The following is a 17,882-nucleotide window of genomic DNA, read 5'->3' as shown; positions in this document are numbered from 1 at the left end:
AATAATGGGCTCAACGAAACGAAACAGAGCAAAGAAAAACGTTAAGCTCTGATAGAACAAATTAAAAATACTATTTAAGGAAATCAATATGTTTACATCTAAAGAAGGTCAATCAATCCCTCAAGTAACATTCCCAACTCGTCAAGGTGATGCATGGGTTAACGTAACGACTGAAGAGCTATTCAAAGACAAGACGGTTATCGTATTCAGCCTACCAGGTGCGTTTACGCCAACGTGCTCTTCAAGCCACCTTCCTCGTTACAACGAGCTACACTCTGTATTCAAAGAGAACGGTGTTGATGACATTCTATGTGTTTCAGTAAACGACACATTCGTAATGAATGCTTGGAAAGCAGACCAAGAAGCGGAAAACATCACATTCATCCCAGATGGTAATGGTGATTTCACAGACGGCATGGGCATGCTAGTTGAGAAAAACGACATCGGCTTCGGCAAACGTTCATGGCGCTACAGCATGCTGGTTAAAAACGGCGTGGTAGAAAAAATGTTCATCGAAGAAGACGTACCAGGCGACCCGTTCAAGGTTTCTGATGCAGATACTATGCTTAACTACATTGCTCCTGAGCACAAAGAGCAAGAGTCAATCACAGTATTCACTAAACCAGGCTGCCCTTTCTGTATGAAAGCAAAGCAGAACCTTATCGACAAAGGTCTAAACTACGAAGAAGTCGTGCTAGGTAAAGACGCAACAACCGTAAGCCTACGTGCAATCTCTGGTCGCACTACGGTTCCTCAAGTATTCATCGGTGGCAAACACATCGGTGGCAGCGAAGAGCTGGAAGCTTTCCTAGCTTAATTTTTCTAGCGAGAACTTAGCAATATTGGAGGCACTGGCTAACCTACCCTTTGTAGGTTAGCTACTTACAAGCTCCACTTCTAAAGTTTCAAAAAAGCATTTAGAAAGTTAGGCTGGACAAAGCATATAGCTTCGACTCATTGACTTAAGAGTCACGCTAAACCTAAGAAACAAAATCACAAAACTAACCCACTACGCTGACTCACTTCAAAAATCACTTGAGTTGGAGGGGGTCGTTCAAACTAAATTTAGCCATTGCGAGAAGATTATTATGAAACAAGTCAATGTAGATGTAGCAGTTATCGGGGGCGGTACGGCAGGTCTAGGTTCTTACCGCGCTGCAAAAGCACACACTGACAGTGTTGTGATGATTGAAGGCGGCCCTTACGGCACAACCTGTGCCCGTGTTGGTTGTATGCCATCCAAACTGCTTATTGCAGCAGCGGAAAGCGTACACCACATCGAGAAAGCGACGGCTTTTGGCGTTCACCCACAAGGTGGTATCGTGGTTAACGGCCGTGAAGTCATGGAGCGAGTGAAGTTTGAGCGTGACCGTTTTGTTGGTTTTGTTTTAGAAGGTGTTGATGAAATCCCAGAGCAAGACAAGATCTCTGGCTACGCAAAATTCTTAGATGACAACACGCTACAAATTGATGACCACACCGTTGTGACGGCTAAGCGTTTTGTCATCGCGACCGGTTCTCGCCCTGCATACCCTGCAGCTTGGAACGACCTGGGCGACCGTCTAATCATTAATGATGACGTGTTCAACTGGGATGATTTACCAAAATCAGTAGCCGTATTTGGTCCTGGTGTTATTGGTCTTGAGCTTGGTCAGTCACTGCACCGCTTGGGTGTAAAAACAAAACTGTTCGGTTTAGGTGGTCAAGTTGGCCCAGTAACCGACCCAGAGATCATGGCTTATGCAAACAAAGCCTTCAATGAAGAGTTCTACCTGGATGCCGACGTAAAAATCGAAAGCATGAAGCGTATTACTACTGAATCTGATGAAGATCGCGTTGAAATCCAGTTCATCAATAAACAAGGTGAACTAGAAACTAACGTCGTCGAGTATGTACTGGCAGCAACAGGCCGTCGTCCTAATACAGACAAGCTTGGCCTAGAGAACACCTCTCTTGAGCTTGATGAACGTGGTGTGCCAATCGCAGACCATTACACGCTACAAACATCACTACCATCGGTATTTATCGCTGGTGATGCAAGTAACCAACTGCCTCTCCTGCATGAAGCAGCCGACCAAGCACGTATTGCCGGTGACAACGCAGGTCGCTTCCCTGAGATTCGTGCAGGTCTACGTCGTTCTAAAATCTCAGCGGTATTCTCTGACCCACAAATTGCAATGGTTGGTGAAACATACAAAGAGATCACAACACGCTTAGGCACTTGTGGTTGTTTCGCAACAGGAGAAGTGTCTTTCGAGAACCAAGGTCGTTCACGAGTGATGCTACGCAACAAAGGTATTCTGCACGTCTACGGCGAGCAAGGTACAGGCCGTTTCCTTGGTGCTGAGATGATGGGGCCAAACGCAGAACACTTGGCGCATCTATTAGCTTGGGCGCATCAAAACAAGATGACGGTTTCGGAAATGCTAGACATGCCTTTCTACCACCCCGTTATCGAAGAGGGTGTACGAACCGCCCTACGTGACCTCAATGCGAAACTACACCTAGGTCCACAGATGGTGAAGCACTGTCTAGATTGTGGGCCTGGTTGTTAATCTCGGTGGATTGAGACAGAACGCATAGATTAGATACTAAAAAGGAAAGCCATTGGCTTTCCTTTTTATCTTTTGGCAACGAGCAAATAACAGATTCCCGATTACGCTCCTTCGTCGCTACCGGGAATGACGTTGATTTATTTATGTAACTAAACCAAAACTAAACTCGTCATTCCAGAACCGAGGGACGAGGTATCTGGAATCTCTTGAAGCCATTGCCTGTCGCTAAATACTTAGCTATTACTTCTCAGCAGCAATCACAGAGATTTCAACAAGTAGCGCTTCGCGAGCCATATCGCCAGTCACACATGCGCGAGCTGGAGCGTGACCTTCTGGAACCCATGCATCCCAAACTGCGTTCATTTCTTGGAAGTCTTTCATGTCTTTCAAGTAAATCGTTGCTGACAGCATGTGCTCTTTGTCGCTGCCTGCTTGCTCAAGTAGGGCTTCCACTTTATCCAACATCGTTTGTGTTTGTTCTGTGATGTCTTTGGTTGCATCAGCGCAAACTTGGCCACATAGGTAGATAGTACCATTGTGTTTAACAATACGGCTCATGCGTTGCTTGGTTTCTTGGCGCTCAATCATCGATCTTCTCTCTCTATGTCACCGTGATCCAATATCTTGTGACGTGGTATTATCAAGGCAACAAGCATAACGCGAATTAAGCCTAAGATGACATGTGTTCATTGCAATAAAAATGAAAAAATCTTCAACAAACTCGGTCGCTGCCAACGTTGTATGAATCAACTGATGGTGCTGTCGATAATCAGCTGGGGAGCATGGTGGGTATTTTTCAGAGAAGACCCGAAAACCATCAATGCCATCGCCTTGATGATGGCTGCTTGCGCATTCAGCGGTTTGTTGTCGCTGCATTGGTTCATGAAGTTTGTGGTGCTGCCTTTAAGGAAAAAAAGCGTTAACTAATGTCTTTGGAGGGATAAGTGATAACGGTCAAATATCGATTCAATGACCCGGTAGAGCTTCTATTTAGCGCCCCATCATCATTTCCCAAACAGCAGATAGAAAAAAGCCCCAGAATCAATCGACTCTAGGGCTTTCTTAGAAAATTCTAAGAAAAAGCAGTGGTACTTTAATAGACCGGGCTTTTCTTAGTTTGTTCCCCAAAGAAGACCAGATTTTTGATCTTTTTTTAGGGCCTATAAAATCAATGTCTTATGCAACATTTACCTTGGCAATAATCTGTTCTACCAAGTTCACTTCCAACGCCACTTCATCGCACGCATGTTGGCGAGGACACTGATCGCAATCTTTTAGCACCTTCTCAGGTAGCAAAGATTTCGATGTTGGTAAGAAAGCGTGCTTCATAAAGAACTCAGGCGTACGAGTCAGTACAAACACCTTCTTAATGGCCATTTGTCGTGCTTTATCAACCAAATGTTGCACAATAGCCGTACCCTGCCCTTGACCTTGCCAACCCGCTTCAACACCGAGTGAGCGAATTTCAGCTAAGCCTGAATCATAGACATAGAGTGATGCACAGCCCGTCACTTCACCATGATGCTCTGCGACTGCAAACGAGCCAATATCACGCACCAGTTCATTACGAGAACGAGGCAAGTTTTCACCCATATTGGCCCAATAGGCTACCATACCTTCTAGCGCCTCGATATCGGTCAAACGGGCAGAACGAACTTTAACGATAGAGGTGTCACGTTGCGATAAGCGCTTTTCTGCTTGGTCGACTGCGTAAGCCACTTGCTGTGGTGATACACCGCCTAACGCGCTACGTTTTTCAAGACATGATTCAATGGTCAGGATGTCATACACATCCTCTTCAATCACCTCAGAGAACTCTTTCATCTCTGCGATGCTTAAGTCTTCTAATGCGCAGCCTTTAGCAATCGCCGCCACGACCGTCACACCGACAATATGGTGAGCTTCACGGAAAGGAATACCTTTCGCTACTAAGTAATCAGCCAGTTCAGTGGAGTTAGCGTAGCCTTGTTTCGCCGCTTCAAGCGTACGTTCGCCGTTCACTTTGATGCCGTCAAAACAGAGTGCGGCCATTTCCATACAATCATTCCAAGTGTCTAAAGCGTCGAACAGACCTTCTTTATCTTCTTGCATATCTTTGTTGTACGCCAAAGGCAGTGCTTTCACTGTCATCATCATTGCTGCTAATGAACCGTAAACACGGCCCGTTTTGCCACGGATAAGCTCTAGCGCATCAGGGTTTTTCTTTTGCGGCATCAGAGATGAACCTGACGTCACGGTATCCGCTAACTCGATGAAGTTTGATTCACCAGAGTTGTAGAAAATCATATCTTCTGCAAGACGCGAAAGGTGAAGCATAGAGATAGAAGCAATCGACATCAGCTCCATCACATGGTCACGGTCAGAGACTGAATCTAGAGAGTTACGCGTTGCACGACGGAAACCTAAGTTGTGAGCTAACTCTTCACGGTCCATCGGGTAAGCTGTTCCTGCAAGGGCACCAGAACCCAGCGGACATGTATCTAGACGCTTAATCGCATCATTTAAACGAGAATAATCACGCTCAAGCATTTCAACGTAAGCCAAGCACCAGTGAGCAAAAGTTACCGGCTGAGCACGTTGCAGGTGAGTGTAGCCAGGAAGCACGGTTTCTTGATGCTGAGAAGCAACGTTGACCATTTGGCTCTGTAGACGATCCAATGCCAATAGCAGTTGGTTACCTTGCTGACGACACCATAGTTTCAGGTCTGTCGCCACTTGGTCATTACGAGAACGGCCAGTGTGAAGCTTTTTGCCTAAATCACCGACCTTGCCGATAAGTTGCTGCTCAACCCAACTGTGAATATCTTCTGCATCAGAACGTAGAATCTGTTCAGGATCTTCCATCACCTCAAGTTTTAGCTCATTCAGCGCTAACTCAAGCTTCTGTTGCTCTTCTTCGGTTAATACGTTGACCGACAGTAGAGCTTTAGACCAGGCAATTGAGCCCACAATGTCTTGCTCAGCCAATCGGTAATCAAAACGAAGAGAATCGTTAAAACCTTTGAACCGGGTGTCTGCTGCTTGGGTAAATCTACCGCCCCATAATGCCATTGTGTATCTCCTAATTGCACAGTGCTCACTGTTTTTGCAAATGATAATTCTGATTAAGATTCAGTATTTTTCTGATGGTTTAAACTTACGGCAATTCAAAATGAAAATAAAGTATTAATTCATTATTTTAACATATTTATTCACCAAAATTTCAAACCATTGATTATTTTCACGTGGAAAGAGAATTATATGCCATTCAATAGTAAAAACCGAAGCTGATTGATAGAGTAAATAGAAAGCAAAAAGCCCATTCACTAATCAATAGTAAATGGGCTTTAAAAATGATGTCTCGTTTACTCGACTTCAATCTTTCGCTAAAGACTAGCTCGCTAACTCATTATTAGGATTACTTTTGGCTATTCAGCGCACGGATACGGCTTGATAGCGAATAAAGGCGGATGAAGCCTTCAGCGTGGCTTTGGTCGTACACTTCATCTTCACCAAAGGTTGCAAACTCTTCTGAGTATAAGCTGTTCTCAGAACGCTTCTGAGTCACTGTTGCATGACCTTTGTAAAGTTTGATCACCACTTCACCATTCACGTCTTGTGCTAGTTCTTCTGTCGCCGCAAGAATTGACTTACATAGCGGCGTGAACCAACGGCCATCGTATACAAGGTGAGAAGCTTTAACGCCTAGCTCTTCACGGAATTCGAAGGCTGCTTTATCAAGAACCAGTTGCTCGACTGCACGCAGTGCTTCCATCATGATTGTGCCACCTGGGGTTTCGTAACAACCACGAGACTTCATACCAACCAGACGGTTTTCTACGATATCGATACGACCAACACCGTGCTTCGCCCCCTTCTCGTTTAGGTAAACCAGCGCGTTGTATGGTGTCATTGCTTCGCCATCTACCGCTACCACTTCGCCTTTTTCAACTTTAAGCGTGACGGTTTCAGATTCGTTTGGCGCTTGCTCTGGATCTACCGTCCAAGCCCAGCAATCTTCATCAGGTGCGTTCCATGTATTTTCTAGAACGCCACCTTCTGTAGAGATGTGCCATGCGTTTGCATCACGCGAGTAAATCTTAGTAAGAGAGGCAGTACAAGGGATGTTACGCTCTGCTAGGTAATCTAGACACTCTTCACGGCTCACTAGATCCCACTCACGCCATGGTGCAATGACGTGTAGGTCTGGTGCTAGTGCTGCGAATGCACCTTCAAAACGAACTTGGTCATTACCTTTACCTGTACAGCCGTGACACAGTGCGTCTGCACCTACTTTACGTGCTACTTCAACCTGCGCTTTCGCGATGATTGGACGAGCCATAGAAGTACCTAGTAGGTATTTGCCTTCGTAGTAAGCGCCCGTTTTTAGCGTTGGGTAGATGTAATCTGCCACCATCTCTTCTTTAAGGTCAGCGATGTAACACTCAGAAGCACCAGAAGCTTTCGCTTTCTCTTCGATACCAATCAACTCTTCGTCGCCTTGACCAACATCCGCGACAAACGCAACCACTTCACAGTCATAGTTCTCTTTCAACCATGGGATGATTACTGATGTGTCTAGACCGCCAGAGTAGGCTACTACAACTTTCTTTACGTTAACTTTGCTCATTTTCTTTCTCCTAGTTTCCATACTGCACATGGCGGTCAGCGTTGGAAATGACTTCATAATTATATGTTTATTTAATTTGTCTAAATTCTTTAAGTAGTGACTCGTTGTGAGAACTACTGAGGTAAAAACTGTGTTCCTATGCTTTTACCTGAAAACAGTTGTGTTAGCTTTTCTGGGTATCGCCAAGTCGCAACTTCGATTGGTCGTCCGAGCTCGTTAGCGGCTTCTAGTGCGGCTTGAACCTTAACGATCATGCCGTCAGTAATCACTTTGCCTGCAATAAGGTCATCGGCTTGTTGTTGATTAAGGCTTGAAATGAGGTGGCCTTTGCCATCCAACACACCACTTACATCAGAAAGCAGTACCAGTTCAGCATCAAGTGCGCCAGCAACGGCAACCGCAGCTTGGTCGGCATTCACGTTCATTAGTTGACCTTGGTCGGTTAGACCAATCGAGCTAATGATTGGCAGTGCGCCAACATTAAGAATCGCTTGCAGGACGGTTGAGTCGCCCGGTTCCGCTTTTCCTACTGCACCTAGTTCAGGGTTCAGTTCGCTCACTTTGCATAAACCACCATCTGCTAGGCTCAAACCAACGGCATTGATACCGTCTTTAATCGCCTGACCTTGAAGTAATTTATTCGCCGTACCCGCTAGTGCACCTGCAATCACAGGGATCTGATCATAAGGAGTAACACGTAGGCCCTCTTTCTTAACCGTTTCGAGATTCAGATTGTTCATCAAATCATCAACTAGGTAACCACCGCCGTGAACAATTACGATTGGTCGCTGTGCCTGTTGTTGGTAGGTAGAGATAGCACCAAATAACTTGCTAAGTGTTTCACCACAAGATAGCGCAGCGCCACCTAACTTTATGATTAATGGTTGATTATTAAGGCTCATATCTAGATTCCTTTACACTAATGCAGTTAATGGCGCAAAACCATAACGTAAATTTAAACACTGCATCGCTTGGCTAGATGCACCCTTTAATAAGTTATCGATCGCTGCAACAACGATGATATGTTGCCCCTGAACCTTCCAACCTAAATCGCAGAAAGGTGTCTGTTCTACATCTTGAATTCTTGGCAATGTCTCTTCGAGTAACCTCACGGCTGGCTTACCTTGATAAGCTTGCTCGAAGGCATCTTGTATCTGTTGCTCCGTCACACCTTCAGCCAGTTTCATGGTGATGGTCGCTAAAATACCACGCTTAAAATTGCCGAGGTGCGGTGTGAAAATCACGTCACGTCCGAGATGAGCAACCATTTCAGGTTGGTGGCGGTGACTGAACACACCATAAGCCTGCAAACTCACTTCACAGAAGCTGTTAACCATGCTTGCTTTGCGACCGGCACCAGTCACGCCACTGGTTGCGTTGATCACTGGCCATTGGGTTTCATCTAATAACTTGCTTTCAACTAAAGGCTTAATCGCCAATTGAGAAGCGGTTGGGTAACAACCCGCAACTGCGACCAGTTGAGCTTTTTTAATGTCTTGCTCATTCCACTCAGCTAAGCCATAAGCGGCTTTATCAAGCCATTGTTCATGTTGATGTTCAAAACCGTAAAATTCTTGGTAAAAGTTTTCGCCCTTAACTCTAAAGGCACCGGATAGGTCGAACACTTGGCAATCGTTCTCAAGAAAGATTGGTGCTAGGTCATGACTGACCTCGTGTGCCGTGGCTAAGAAAATCACATCAGACTGTTTAGCCACTTGTTCTGGATTCGTTAATGGCTGTACTGGCATATCAATCAAGCCAGCTAACTTACCGTGCAGTGCCGCAATAGGTTTACCAGCGTCTACACTATTGGCGGAGACATATAAACCTGATAGCGTGAGATCAGGGTGTCTGTTTATCATTAGAGCCAGTTCTGCTCCTGTGTAGCCGCTTGCGCCAATGATCGTGGTTTTCAACATCTCAACACATCCATTTCTGAGGTAAGTTACATTTCAAATTTGACTATTCATACTTAATTTTTAGCTTTATTTGATTTCTTATGCATTAAATATGATTTAATATGTGTTTTACCGACTTATGGTTTTCCTGTCAATAGTAGAAGTGAAGTTATTATGCAATTACCGAGTTTTCTTGAGGTCTACAAAGGCCTAATTTCCACCGACTCCATTAGCTCAACCGATCCAAGCTGGGATCATGGCAACGAGAAAGTGATCGAAAAAATGGCTCAATGGTTTAAAGACTTGGGCTTTAATGTTGAAGTCGTGGAGGTCGAGCCCGGCAAGCATAATATGGTCGCAAAGATGGGCTCTGGAGAAGGAGGCTTATTACTTGCTGGACACAGCGATACGGTGCCATTTGATGAAGGGCGTTGGAACTTCGACCCTCACGCACTGACCGAGCACAATAACCGCTTCTACGGATTAGGCACCGCCGATATGAAAGGCTTTTTTGCCTTCGTTTATGAAGCGGCGAAGAAGACGGATTGGAGCAAACAGGCAAAACCACTTTATGTATTAGCAACCTGCGATGAAGAGACCACCATGCTTGGTGCTCGTCACTTCACGGAGAATGCACCATTTAAACCGGACTACTGCATCATTGGTGAGCCAACTAGCCTAGTGCCGATTCGAGGGCACAAGGGCCACGTGGCAAATGCGGTGCGCGTAACGGGTAAATCAGGTCACTCTTCCGATCCTGCCTTAGGCGTCAATGCTATCGAGATCATGCATGAAGTGTTGTTTGCTTTAATGCAGTTACGTGACAAATTAGTCAAAGAGTATCACCACCCAGGTTTTGCGATTCCAAGTCCCACGCTAAACCTTGGCCATATTCACGGTGGCGACAGTGCTAACCGTATCTGTGGTTGTTGTGAGCTGCACTACGATGTTCGTCCTTTACCGGGTATCAGCTTAGATGGCTTGGATAACATGCTGCGCAGCGCACTCAAAGAAGTGGAAGCAAAATGGCCGGGCAGAATTGAGATCACGCCACTGCATGAGCCAATTCCGGGTTACGAGTGCCAACACGACCATCCATTTATTGGTGGCATGGAATCGGTGTGTGAGATTAAATCGCAAACCGTGAACTACTGTACCGAGGCACCTTTCCTTCAAGAACTTTGCCCAACCTTAGTACTGGGCCCAGGTTCGATTGACCAAGCTCACCAACCGGATGAGTTCTTGAGCTTCGATTTTATCGATCCAACGATTGATGTTCTGAGGAAATCGATCCGTAAATACTGCTTCTAGCTATTACTACCCATTCGATATTTTCCAATAAAAGCCACCTTAAAACGTGGCTTTTATTCTGTTATCCCTGATTTGGACTCAATCTTGTAATTAAATTTCACTTTATTCCGAAGTATTGGAAAATTTACTTATCCCGCATTTCGAAAGCTAATAATTGCAAACTTAGAATGCTTTATTTGACTAGATACAGCAGTTTTCGCTAGATTGTGTACTTAACAAGGAACAATGGATGTAATTTTTTTACGAGGCAGGATGACAATGAACGAGAAATACGCCGCTCTCAAGAGTAACGTAAGCATGCTGGGACGCTTGCTAGGTAACACAATCCAAGATGCACATGGTGACGTTATCTTAGAGAAAGTGGAAACTATCCGTAAACTTTCCAAATCCGCCCGCGCAGGCAACAAAGCTGACCGTGACAGCCTAGTTGAAGAGATCAAAAACCTGCCGAACGAACAACTCACTCCTGTTGCTCGTGCATTTAACCAATTTCTCAACCTCACCAACATGGCAGAGCAGTACCATACGATCTCTCGCCACTGTGAAGAGCATGTTTGCGAACCAGACGTTCTGCAATCTCTATTTTCCAAATTAAGCCAGAATAACATCAGTAAGCTAGACGCGGCTCAAGCCGTTCGCGACCTGAACATTGAACTCGTTCTGACCGCTCACCCAACAGAAATCACTCGTCGCACCATGATCAACAAACTGGTTAAGATCAACGAGTGTCTGTCTAAATTAGAGTTAAGCGACCTATCGCACAAAGAACGCGTAAAAACAGAACGCCGCCTAGAGCAGCTTATCGCTCAAGGTTGGCACTCTGATGTGATTCGTCAGCAACGTCCAACACCACTTGATGAAGCTAAGTGGGGCTTTGCAGTTGTTGAAAACTCGCTATGGGAAGCGGTACCTGACTTCCTACGCGAAATGGATGGCCGACTTAAAAGCTACCTTGGCGAAGGCCTACCGATTGATGCACGTCCAGTGCATTTCTCATCTTGGATGGGTGGCGACCGTGATGGAAACCCTTTCGTCACGCACACCATCACTAAAGAGGTACTACGACTTTCTCGCTGGAAAGCCGCTGACCTTTACCTAGCTGACGTAAACGAGCTGATTACTGAACTGTCGATGACTAAGTGCAATGATCAGGTGCGTGAACTCGCGGGTGATGAACACGAAGCTTACCGCGCGATCCTAAAAAGCCTACGCACCCTGCTTGGAAACACACTAGAAGTCTTAGATGCTGAAATCAAAGATGTAGAAGTCCCTAAGAAAGAAACACTACAGAACATCGACCAACTATGGACACCGCTTTATGCGTGTTACCAATCGCTGCACGAATGTGGCATGGGCGTAATCGCAGACGGTTCTCTGCTTGATACTCTGCGCCGCCTAAAAGCATTCGGTGTGCATTTGGTTCGTCTCGATGTTCGTCAAGAAAGTACTCGTCACTCGGATGTGCTGTCTGAACTGACTCGCTACCTAGGCATTGGTGATTATGACCAGTGGAGTGAGCAAGACAAAATTGCTTTCTTAACCAATGAATTAAGCTCAAAACGCCCACTACTGCCACGCGATTGGGAGCCATCTGAACAGGTTAAAGAAGTTTTAGACACCTGTAAGGTCATTGCCGCTCAACCTCGTGAAGCCTTCGGCGCTTACGTGATTTCTATGGCTCGTACTGCGTCAGATGTATTGGCTGTTCATTTGCTTCTGCAAGAGTGTGGTTGCCCGTACCGCATGGACGTTTGTCCATTGTTCGAAACGCTAGACGATTTGAACAACTCAGAAGCAGTAATGAAGCAGCTAATGAGCATCGATTTGTACCGTGGCTTTATCCAGAACCACCAAATGGTGATGATTGGATACTCTGATTCAGCCAAGGATGCTGGCGTAATGTCTGCCGGCTGGGCTCAGTATGATGCGATGGACAAGCTGGTTAAGGTTTGCGACGAAGAAGGCATTGAACTGACCCTCTTCCACGGTCGTGGCGGTACCGTTGGTCGTGGTGGTGCGCCTGCACATGCTGCGCTTCTTTCTCAGCCACCTAAGAGCTTAAAAGGCGGTTTACGTGTCACTGAGCAAGGCGAGATGATCCGCTTTAAACTGGGCTTGCCAGATGTTGCGGTAAACAGCTTCAACCTTTACGCAAGTGCGATTCTAGAAGCGAACCTTCTACCGCCACCAGAGCCTAAACAAGAATGGCGCGACCTAATGGAAGTGCTGTCTCAAGTATCTTGTGAGGCTTACCGTAAGGTAGTTCGTGGTGAAGAGAAGTTTGTCCCTTACTTCCGTCAAGCGACGCCTGAACTAGAGCTAGGCAAACTGCCACTTGGCTCTCGCCCTGCGAAACGTAACCCGAACGGCGGCGTAGAAAGCCTACGTGCGATTCCATGGATTTTCTCTTGGAGCCAAAACCGCTTGGTACTTCCTGCATGGTTAGGCGCTGGTGAAGCGATTCAGTATTCAGTAGACCAAGGCCATCAAGCGCTACTTGAAGAGATGTGTCGCGAATGGCCATTCTTCTCAACCCGCTTGGGTATGTTGGAAATGGTGTACTCGAAGTGCAACATGGAAATCGCTAAGTACTACGACCAGCGTCTTGTTGACGAAGAGCTACTACCGTTAGGTGAATTACTGCGTGAACAGCTGCAAAAAGACATCAAAGCAGTACTTAATGTAGAAAACAACGAAAACTTGATGCAGAGCGACCCTTGGGGGCTTGAATCGATTCGTCTACGTAATATCTACGTTGAGCCATTGAACATGCTTCAAGCTGAACTACTTTACCGTACTCGTAAGAGTGAAACACCACCAGAAGAGCTAGAAGAAGCGCTCATGGTGACGATTGCGGGCATCGCGGCAGGTATGCGAAACACTGGATAACCAGTTATTAAAACCAAAAAAGGAACAAAAGGTCACTACAAGTGGCCTTTTTATTTTAATAAATCCAATTGTTTTAGTTTTTTGTAAGTTTTTTGGGTTATTTTGTCCATGTATTCTACTTTATGCTTATTATTTAGATATACTACTGCTCCGCTGCAGAAATACTCCAACATAATAATCTGCAGCAGCTTGGCCAATATACTGGTCGACCTAGGTGATAAACGGCTTTATAAGGTGACATAACCAACGACTAAGTTGGTGCTACTTAAACATAACCAATATAACGTGCCACAAGAAGCACACTTGATGTTTAGGTATTTTGTTTACTGTTTACCATTTGGATCTCAGACATGTCATTACCACACGTAATTCTAACCGTTTTAAGTACACGCGATGCTACTGGTTACGATATCACAAAAGAATTCTCAGCAAGCATTGGTTACTTCTGGAAAGCTAGCCACCAACAAGTTTACCGCGAGCTAAATAAAATGGCTCAAAACGACCAGGTAACTTGTGTGCTTGAACCTCAAGAAGGCAAACCTGATCGTAAGGTTTATTCTATCACTGACGCTGGACGTAGCGCTCTAGGTGAATGGTTTGAACAACCAACTGCACACCCAACCGTTCGTGACGAGTTCTCAGCTAAACTAATGGCTTGTGCTGTACAACCTTGTGACGCATACCGTGTACAACTTGCCGAGTTGGTAGAAGAGTCTCGCAAACTGGTTTCTCATTACAAAGAAATCGAAGCGGCTTACTACGCAACACCATCAACGCTAGACAAGCAAGCTCGTTTAGAACGTCTAACGCTTCGTCGTAACCTACTTCTGCGTGAAGCATGGATAGTGTGGGCTGAAGAGGTATTGTTAGAGCTTGGTACTATCGCTTAAGCTAGAAGCTAGAAGCTAGAAGCTAGAAGCTAGAAGCTAGAAGCTAGAAAAGTAAAAGGCTTGAACTCTTAGAGTCCAAGCCTTTTTTGTATCTATAGGATTTGAGATTCTATCGCCGATGGCGTTTTATCAAGAGCTTCAACTACAGCGTAGCCACTTGTGGACGAACACCTAGCGTATGGCAAAGTGCGTAGGTCATTTCTGCACGGTTTAGTGTGTAGAAGTGGAAGTCTTTCACGCCTTCACGGCTCAGGGTGCGGACCATATCAATTGCTTGGCTAGCACCAACTAACTGACGAGTCGTTGGATCATCGTCCAGGCCTTCAAATTGCTTCGCCATCCAGCCCGGCACTTTAACGTTGTTCATTGCAGCAAAGCGAGACGCTTGCTTGAAATTAGAAACGGGTAAGATACCCGGTACAATCTCAACATCAACGCCCGCCGCCACACAGCGATCACGAAAGCGTAGGTAGCTTTCTACATCGAAGAAGAACTGAGTGATGGCACGGTTAGCACCGGCATCCACTTTACGTTTTAGATTAATAAGATCCGATTGAGCGCTTTTTGCTTCAGGGTGAACTTCTGGGAATGCCGCGACTGAGATATCAAAATCATGGCGCGATTTAAGCAGTTCAACTAGGTCAGAAGCATACATATCTGGCGCACCGCCGCCTGCTGGAATATCACCACGTAGAGCAACAATGCTCTCGATACCATTCGCCCAGTAATCGTCGGCGATTTGAATAAGTTCTTCACGGCTAGCATCAATGCACGTTAGGTGTGGCGCTGCTACTAAACCTGTTTGGTTTTTGATTTCTTTAATGATTGAGTGGGTACGATCACGTTCACCCGAGTTTGCACCATAGGTTACCGATACAAATTTTGGTTGAAGTGTTTTAAGACGGTGAACAGAGTTCCACAGGGTCTCTTCCATCTTCTCACTGCTTGGTGGAAAAAATTCAAATGACACATTAATGTTGTCAGAAAGCTCTGCGATATTCTGATTTAAAGCGTCGATATGGCCTGCGTGTGTGTATCCCATCTTACTCTCCCTGTGGCAAAAGCAACCACTAAAAACTCAAATCCTTAAACGACGTTTAGACGTCTATATGTCTGTAGCATGTATTGAATACGATTTAATGTCAACAGATCGATTATGAATTTTTCTCAAGTAGATCGTGAGTAAAACTCAAGTAGTTAGATGGGTCGCAAAGCAGAAATAAGGTAGAAAAAAGGCTGAAAAACACATCGTGCTTTCAGCCTTATCTATATTAGTGGATAGTATGCTATTTAGACACTAAACCAACCGATCTGAGTATCAGAACAGGCTAGACATTCTGTTCAGGTCAGATTGAATTGCGCCCGCTGTTACTTCACGGCCCGCACCTGGGCCACGAATAACTAATGGATTATCTTTGTACCATTTGCTCTCAATCGCAAAGATGTTATCGCAAGGCAGCAAGTTCGCTAGAGCGTGTTCTTTAGATAGAGCTTCAACGCCTACGGTTGCCTTACCGTTCTTCTCTAAACGCGCTACGTAACGCAGAACCTTTTGTTGAGAATGTGCTTTCTCTAAGCGCTCAGCCAACTCTTCGCTCAGCACTGAGGCCTTATCAAAGAAATCATCCACCGACAGGTCTTGCAGTTCTGCTGGCACCAGTGATTCCACTTTTACGCTTTCAGGTTCAATGTCTAAACCCGATTCACGCGCCAGAATGACCAACTTACGCATCACATCTGACCCATCTAGATCCGCACGAGGATCCGGTTCTGTGAGGCCTTGTTGCCATGCTAAGTCAACCAACTCGCTAAATGGTACTGTGCCATCGAACTGTTGGAACAACCAAGACAGTGTGCCCGAAAAGATACCTGACAATGCAATAATGTCATCGCCACTTTCACGCAGGTCACGTACCGTGTGGTTAATCGGTAAGCCTGCACCAACCGTCGCGTTGTACAACCAATGACGACTGATCTTAGCGAAAGCATCTTTGACTTGATGGTAATACTCACTTGATGCAGAACCTGCGACCTTGTTCGCCGAGATCAGGTGGATACCTTGCTGTGCGATTTGCAGATATTTTGCTGCAAGTACCGGGCTCGCAGTAACATCAAGAACAACCGCTTCGTCATAACCTTGAATAGAACCCAAACGCTCTAACCAGTCGTTACCATTATTGGCAATCGCTTCGTCATCAAAGCGCTTACCTACCGAAGTCGCATCAATACCTTGATCGTCGAACCAATAGGTTTGGCTATCAACCACCGCAACCAATTCAAAGTTCATTCCACGACGCTTTTCAAGTTCCGCTTTTTGCTCTGCGAACAGTCTTAACCAGCTTGAACCGATATTGCCTTTGCCACATAAAGCAATCGCAACACGCTTCTGTGCTTGGAACAGTTGGGAGTGAATGCCTTTCACTAGGCTTGAGGTTTCACTCTTACGAATGACAGCCACTAAGCTCAAGCCTGAGTTTGCTTCTGAGATGAACTCAACCGGCGAGCTCTTGAGTTGTTGATAGAAACCGTAGCAATGGTTCGGGTTCTTAGTCACACCCGCGCCCACCGCCGCGATCAGAGAGAAACCCTCTTTAAGTTTAATCTCAGCTTCAATCGCATGATCTTGCAGATATTCTAGAGCGCCACCAGCAATCTCTTCGGTGTAAGCAAGGCGCAAGCAGTGTTGATCGGGTTCAAGTTCATAAGCAAGCGGCTCGAGTTGAGCGCGCTTAAGCCCTTCAAGCACTTCACTCTCGAGACGGTCGAAATCATGGCCGTGACCAAACGTCAGCTGCACGATAAGCACTTCATCTAAAGAGGTAATAATTTTTGCGCCACGACCCGATGCCAGTACACGCTCAATCTGTGTGGAGCCCGCTTCTGGCTGATAGCTGCAGCGTAAACTTAAATCCATAGCACTTTGAGCCACCGGCTGTAGCGTTCGGCTGTGAAGCACTGGCGCCGCCAGACGAGCTAACTCACTTGCTTCATCAAGGCGAAGCAGAGGCAATAGACACGCATCCAAAACCAAACGAGGATCTGCGCTGTATACGCCTGCCACATCACTCCAAATCGTCACGCGTTCAACTTCAGCCAATGCACCAATCACGGTAGCTGAATAATCCGAACCATTTCGACCAAGCAATACGGTTTCGCCGTCGCTGTTCTGAGCCATAAAACCAGTAATCACCACGCGACAGTGTGCATGCTGCGCCAAGGCTTCTTTAATGAGAGGATAAGAACGTGCTCGGTCAACCTCAGGTTGAGCACCCACTTCTGCACGCAAAAAGGCGCGCGCATCTTGAGCTACCGCTTGTAAATCATGTTGGCACAACAAAGCGGCTAGCAGACGCGAAGACCAAACCTCACCGTGTCCTAGCACCTGTGCTTTTTGCGCTTCGCTCAAGGGAGCAGTTAGCTCACCCAAAGCGGTAAATTCTTGTTGAATAGTGGCCGTAAGTTGCGCTGCCGACTCACCTTCAAGCAGCGCTTCAATCAGCTCAAGTTGAAACTGACGAAGGGTTTGTAGGCATTCATGAGCAATACGACCATCTTTGTCGAGCGCTTCGACAAACTCAATCAAACGGTTAGTTGTTTTACCCGCTGCCGATACCACAACCAAGTCAGTGGTAAATGAGTATTCTCTAAGAATGTTGACCACGCGCTGGTAGCACTCAGGGTTGGCTAAACTGCTACCACCAAATTTATGTAGCTGGCGAAAGGTTGCCAT

Annotated in this window: 13 protein-coding genes; 6 read left to right on the top strand and 7 right to left on the bottom strand. The window is 45.9% G+C overall.

Annotated features, from left to right (window positions below):
- Nucleotides 1-88: 88 nt before the first annotated feature.
- Both OCT63_RS04860 and OCT63_RS04855 read left to right on the top strand, forming a co-directional pair.
- A complete protein-coding gene (locus OCT63_RS04860) occupies nucleotides 89-817 on the top strand; it encodes a glutathione peroxidase (protein WP_017055839.1) in 729 nt (242 codons plus the stop codon).
- 271 nt (nucleotides 818-1,088) lie between these two features.
- Nucleotides 1,089-2,555 carry a dihydrolipoyl dehydrogenase gene (locus OCT63_RS04855; protein ID WP_137008129.1) on the top strand — a complete coding sequence of 489 codons (1,467 nt, stop codon included), beginning with the start codon at nucleotides 1,089-1,091 and terminating at the stop codon, nucleotides 2,553-2,555.
- A gap of 240 nt (nucleotides 2,556-2,795) precedes the next feature.
- On the opposite strand, the gene OCT63_RS04850 is transcribed toward OCT63_RS04855, so the two are convergent.
- On the bottom strand, nucleotides 2,796-3,143 hold the full coding sequence (locus tag OCT63_RS04850) for a RidA family protein (protein WP_004729674.1): 348 nt from the start codon (nucleotides 3,141-3,143) through the stop codon (nucleotides 2,796-2,798).
- Nucleotides 3,144-3,230: 87 nt separating this feature from the next.
- Between OCT63_RS04850 and OCT63_RS04845 the strand changes: the two genes are divergently transcribed.
- Complete coding sequence (locus OCT63_RS04845; protein WP_077680951.1) at nucleotides 3,231-3,482, top strand: DUF3624 domain-containing protein; 252 nt, start codon at nucleotides 3,231-3,233, stop codon at nucleotides 3,480-3,482.
- Between the two features lie 249 nt (nucleotides 3,483-3,731).
- On the opposite strand, the gene argH is transcribed toward OCT63_RS04845, so the two are convergent.
- The 4 genes from argH to argC form a co-directional block, all read right to left on the bottom strand.
- Nucleotides 3,732-5,606, bottom strand: coding sequence for an argininosuccinate lyase (gene argH, locus OCT63_RS04840; RefSeq protein WP_269983313.1), 1,875 nt, complete (start codon nucleotides 5,604-5,606; stop codon nucleotides 3,732-3,734).
- A 346-nt stretch (nucleotides 5,607-5,952) separates the two neighbouring features.
- A complete protein-coding gene (locus OCT63_RS04835; protein WP_060468751.1) occupies nucleotides 5,953-7,164 on the bottom strand; it encodes an argininosuccinate synthase in 1,212 nt (403 codons plus the stop codon).
- A gap of 113 nt (nucleotides 7,165-7,277) precedes the next feature.
- A complete protein-coding gene (gene argB / locus OCT63_RS04830; RefSeq protein ID WP_161673230.1) occupies nucleotides 7,278-8,066 on the bottom strand; it encodes an acetylglutamate kinase in 789 nt (262 codons plus the stop codon).
- Nucleotides 8,067-8,078: 12 nt separating this feature from the next.
- Nucleotides 8,079-9,083: an N-acetyl-gamma-glutamyl-phosphate reductase gene (argC, locus tag OCT63_RS04825; protein ID WP_060468753.1), complete on the bottom strand. Its 1,005-nt coding sequence runs from the start codon at nucleotides 9,081-9,083 to the stop codon at nucleotides 8,079-8,081.
- Between the two features lie 153 nt (nucleotides 9,084-9,236).
- Here argC and argE point away from each other — a divergent pair, with 153 nt between their 5' ends.
- The 3 genes from argE to OCT63_RS04810 all read left to right on the top strand — a co-directional run bounded on the left by argE (nucleotide 9,237) and on the right by OCT63_RS04810 (nucleotide 14,152).
- A complete protein-coding gene (argE, locus tag OCT63_RS04820; RefSeq protein ID WP_269983312.1) occupies nucleotides 9,237-10,373 on the top strand; it encodes an acetylornithine deacetylase in 1,137 nt (378 codons plus the stop codon).
- A gap of 252 nt (nucleotides 10,374-10,625) precedes the next feature.
- Nucleotides 10,626-13,262 carry a phosphoenolpyruvate carboxylase gene (ppc, locus tag OCT63_RS04815; RefSeq protein WP_202602478.1) on the top strand — a complete coding sequence of 879 codons (2,637 nt, stop codon included), beginning with the start codon at nucleotides 10,626-10,628 and terminating at the stop codon, nucleotides 13,260-13,262.
- A gap of 350 nt (nucleotides 13,263-13,612) precedes the next feature.
- The gene (locus tag OCT63_RS04810; protein WP_017055849.1) at nucleotides 13,613-14,152 is read left to right on the top strand and encodes a PadR family transcriptional regulator; all 540 of its coding nucleotides are present in this window, start codon (nucleotides 13,613-13,615) and stop codon (nucleotides 14,150-14,152) included.
- A gap of 142 nt (nucleotides 14,153-14,294) precedes the next feature.
- Here the strand turns inward: OCT63_RS04810 and metF are convergent, their stop codons facing one another.
- A complete protein-coding gene (gene metF, locus OCT63_RS04805) occupies nucleotides 14,295-15,194 on the bottom strand; it encodes a methylenetetrahydrofolate reductase (RefSeq protein WP_102506810.1) in 900 nt (299 codons plus the stop codon).
- Between the two features lie 276 nt (nucleotides 15,195-15,470).
- Entirely contained in the window at nucleotides 15,471-17,882 is a 2,412-nt protein-coding gene (locus OCT63_RS04800) for a bifunctional aspartate kinase/homoserine dehydrogenase II (protein ID WP_269983311.1), read from the bottom strand.

Origin of the sequence: Vibrio sp. RW (assembly GCF_027587105.1) — a bacterium.
Classification (GTDB): Bacteria; Pseudomonadota; Gammaproteobacteria; order Enterobacterales; family Vibrionaceae; genus Vibrio; species Vibrio toranzoniae.
The sequence above is the reverse complement of the archived record's forward strand: the minus strand, read 5'-3'. Positions and strand labels throughout refer to the sequence as shown.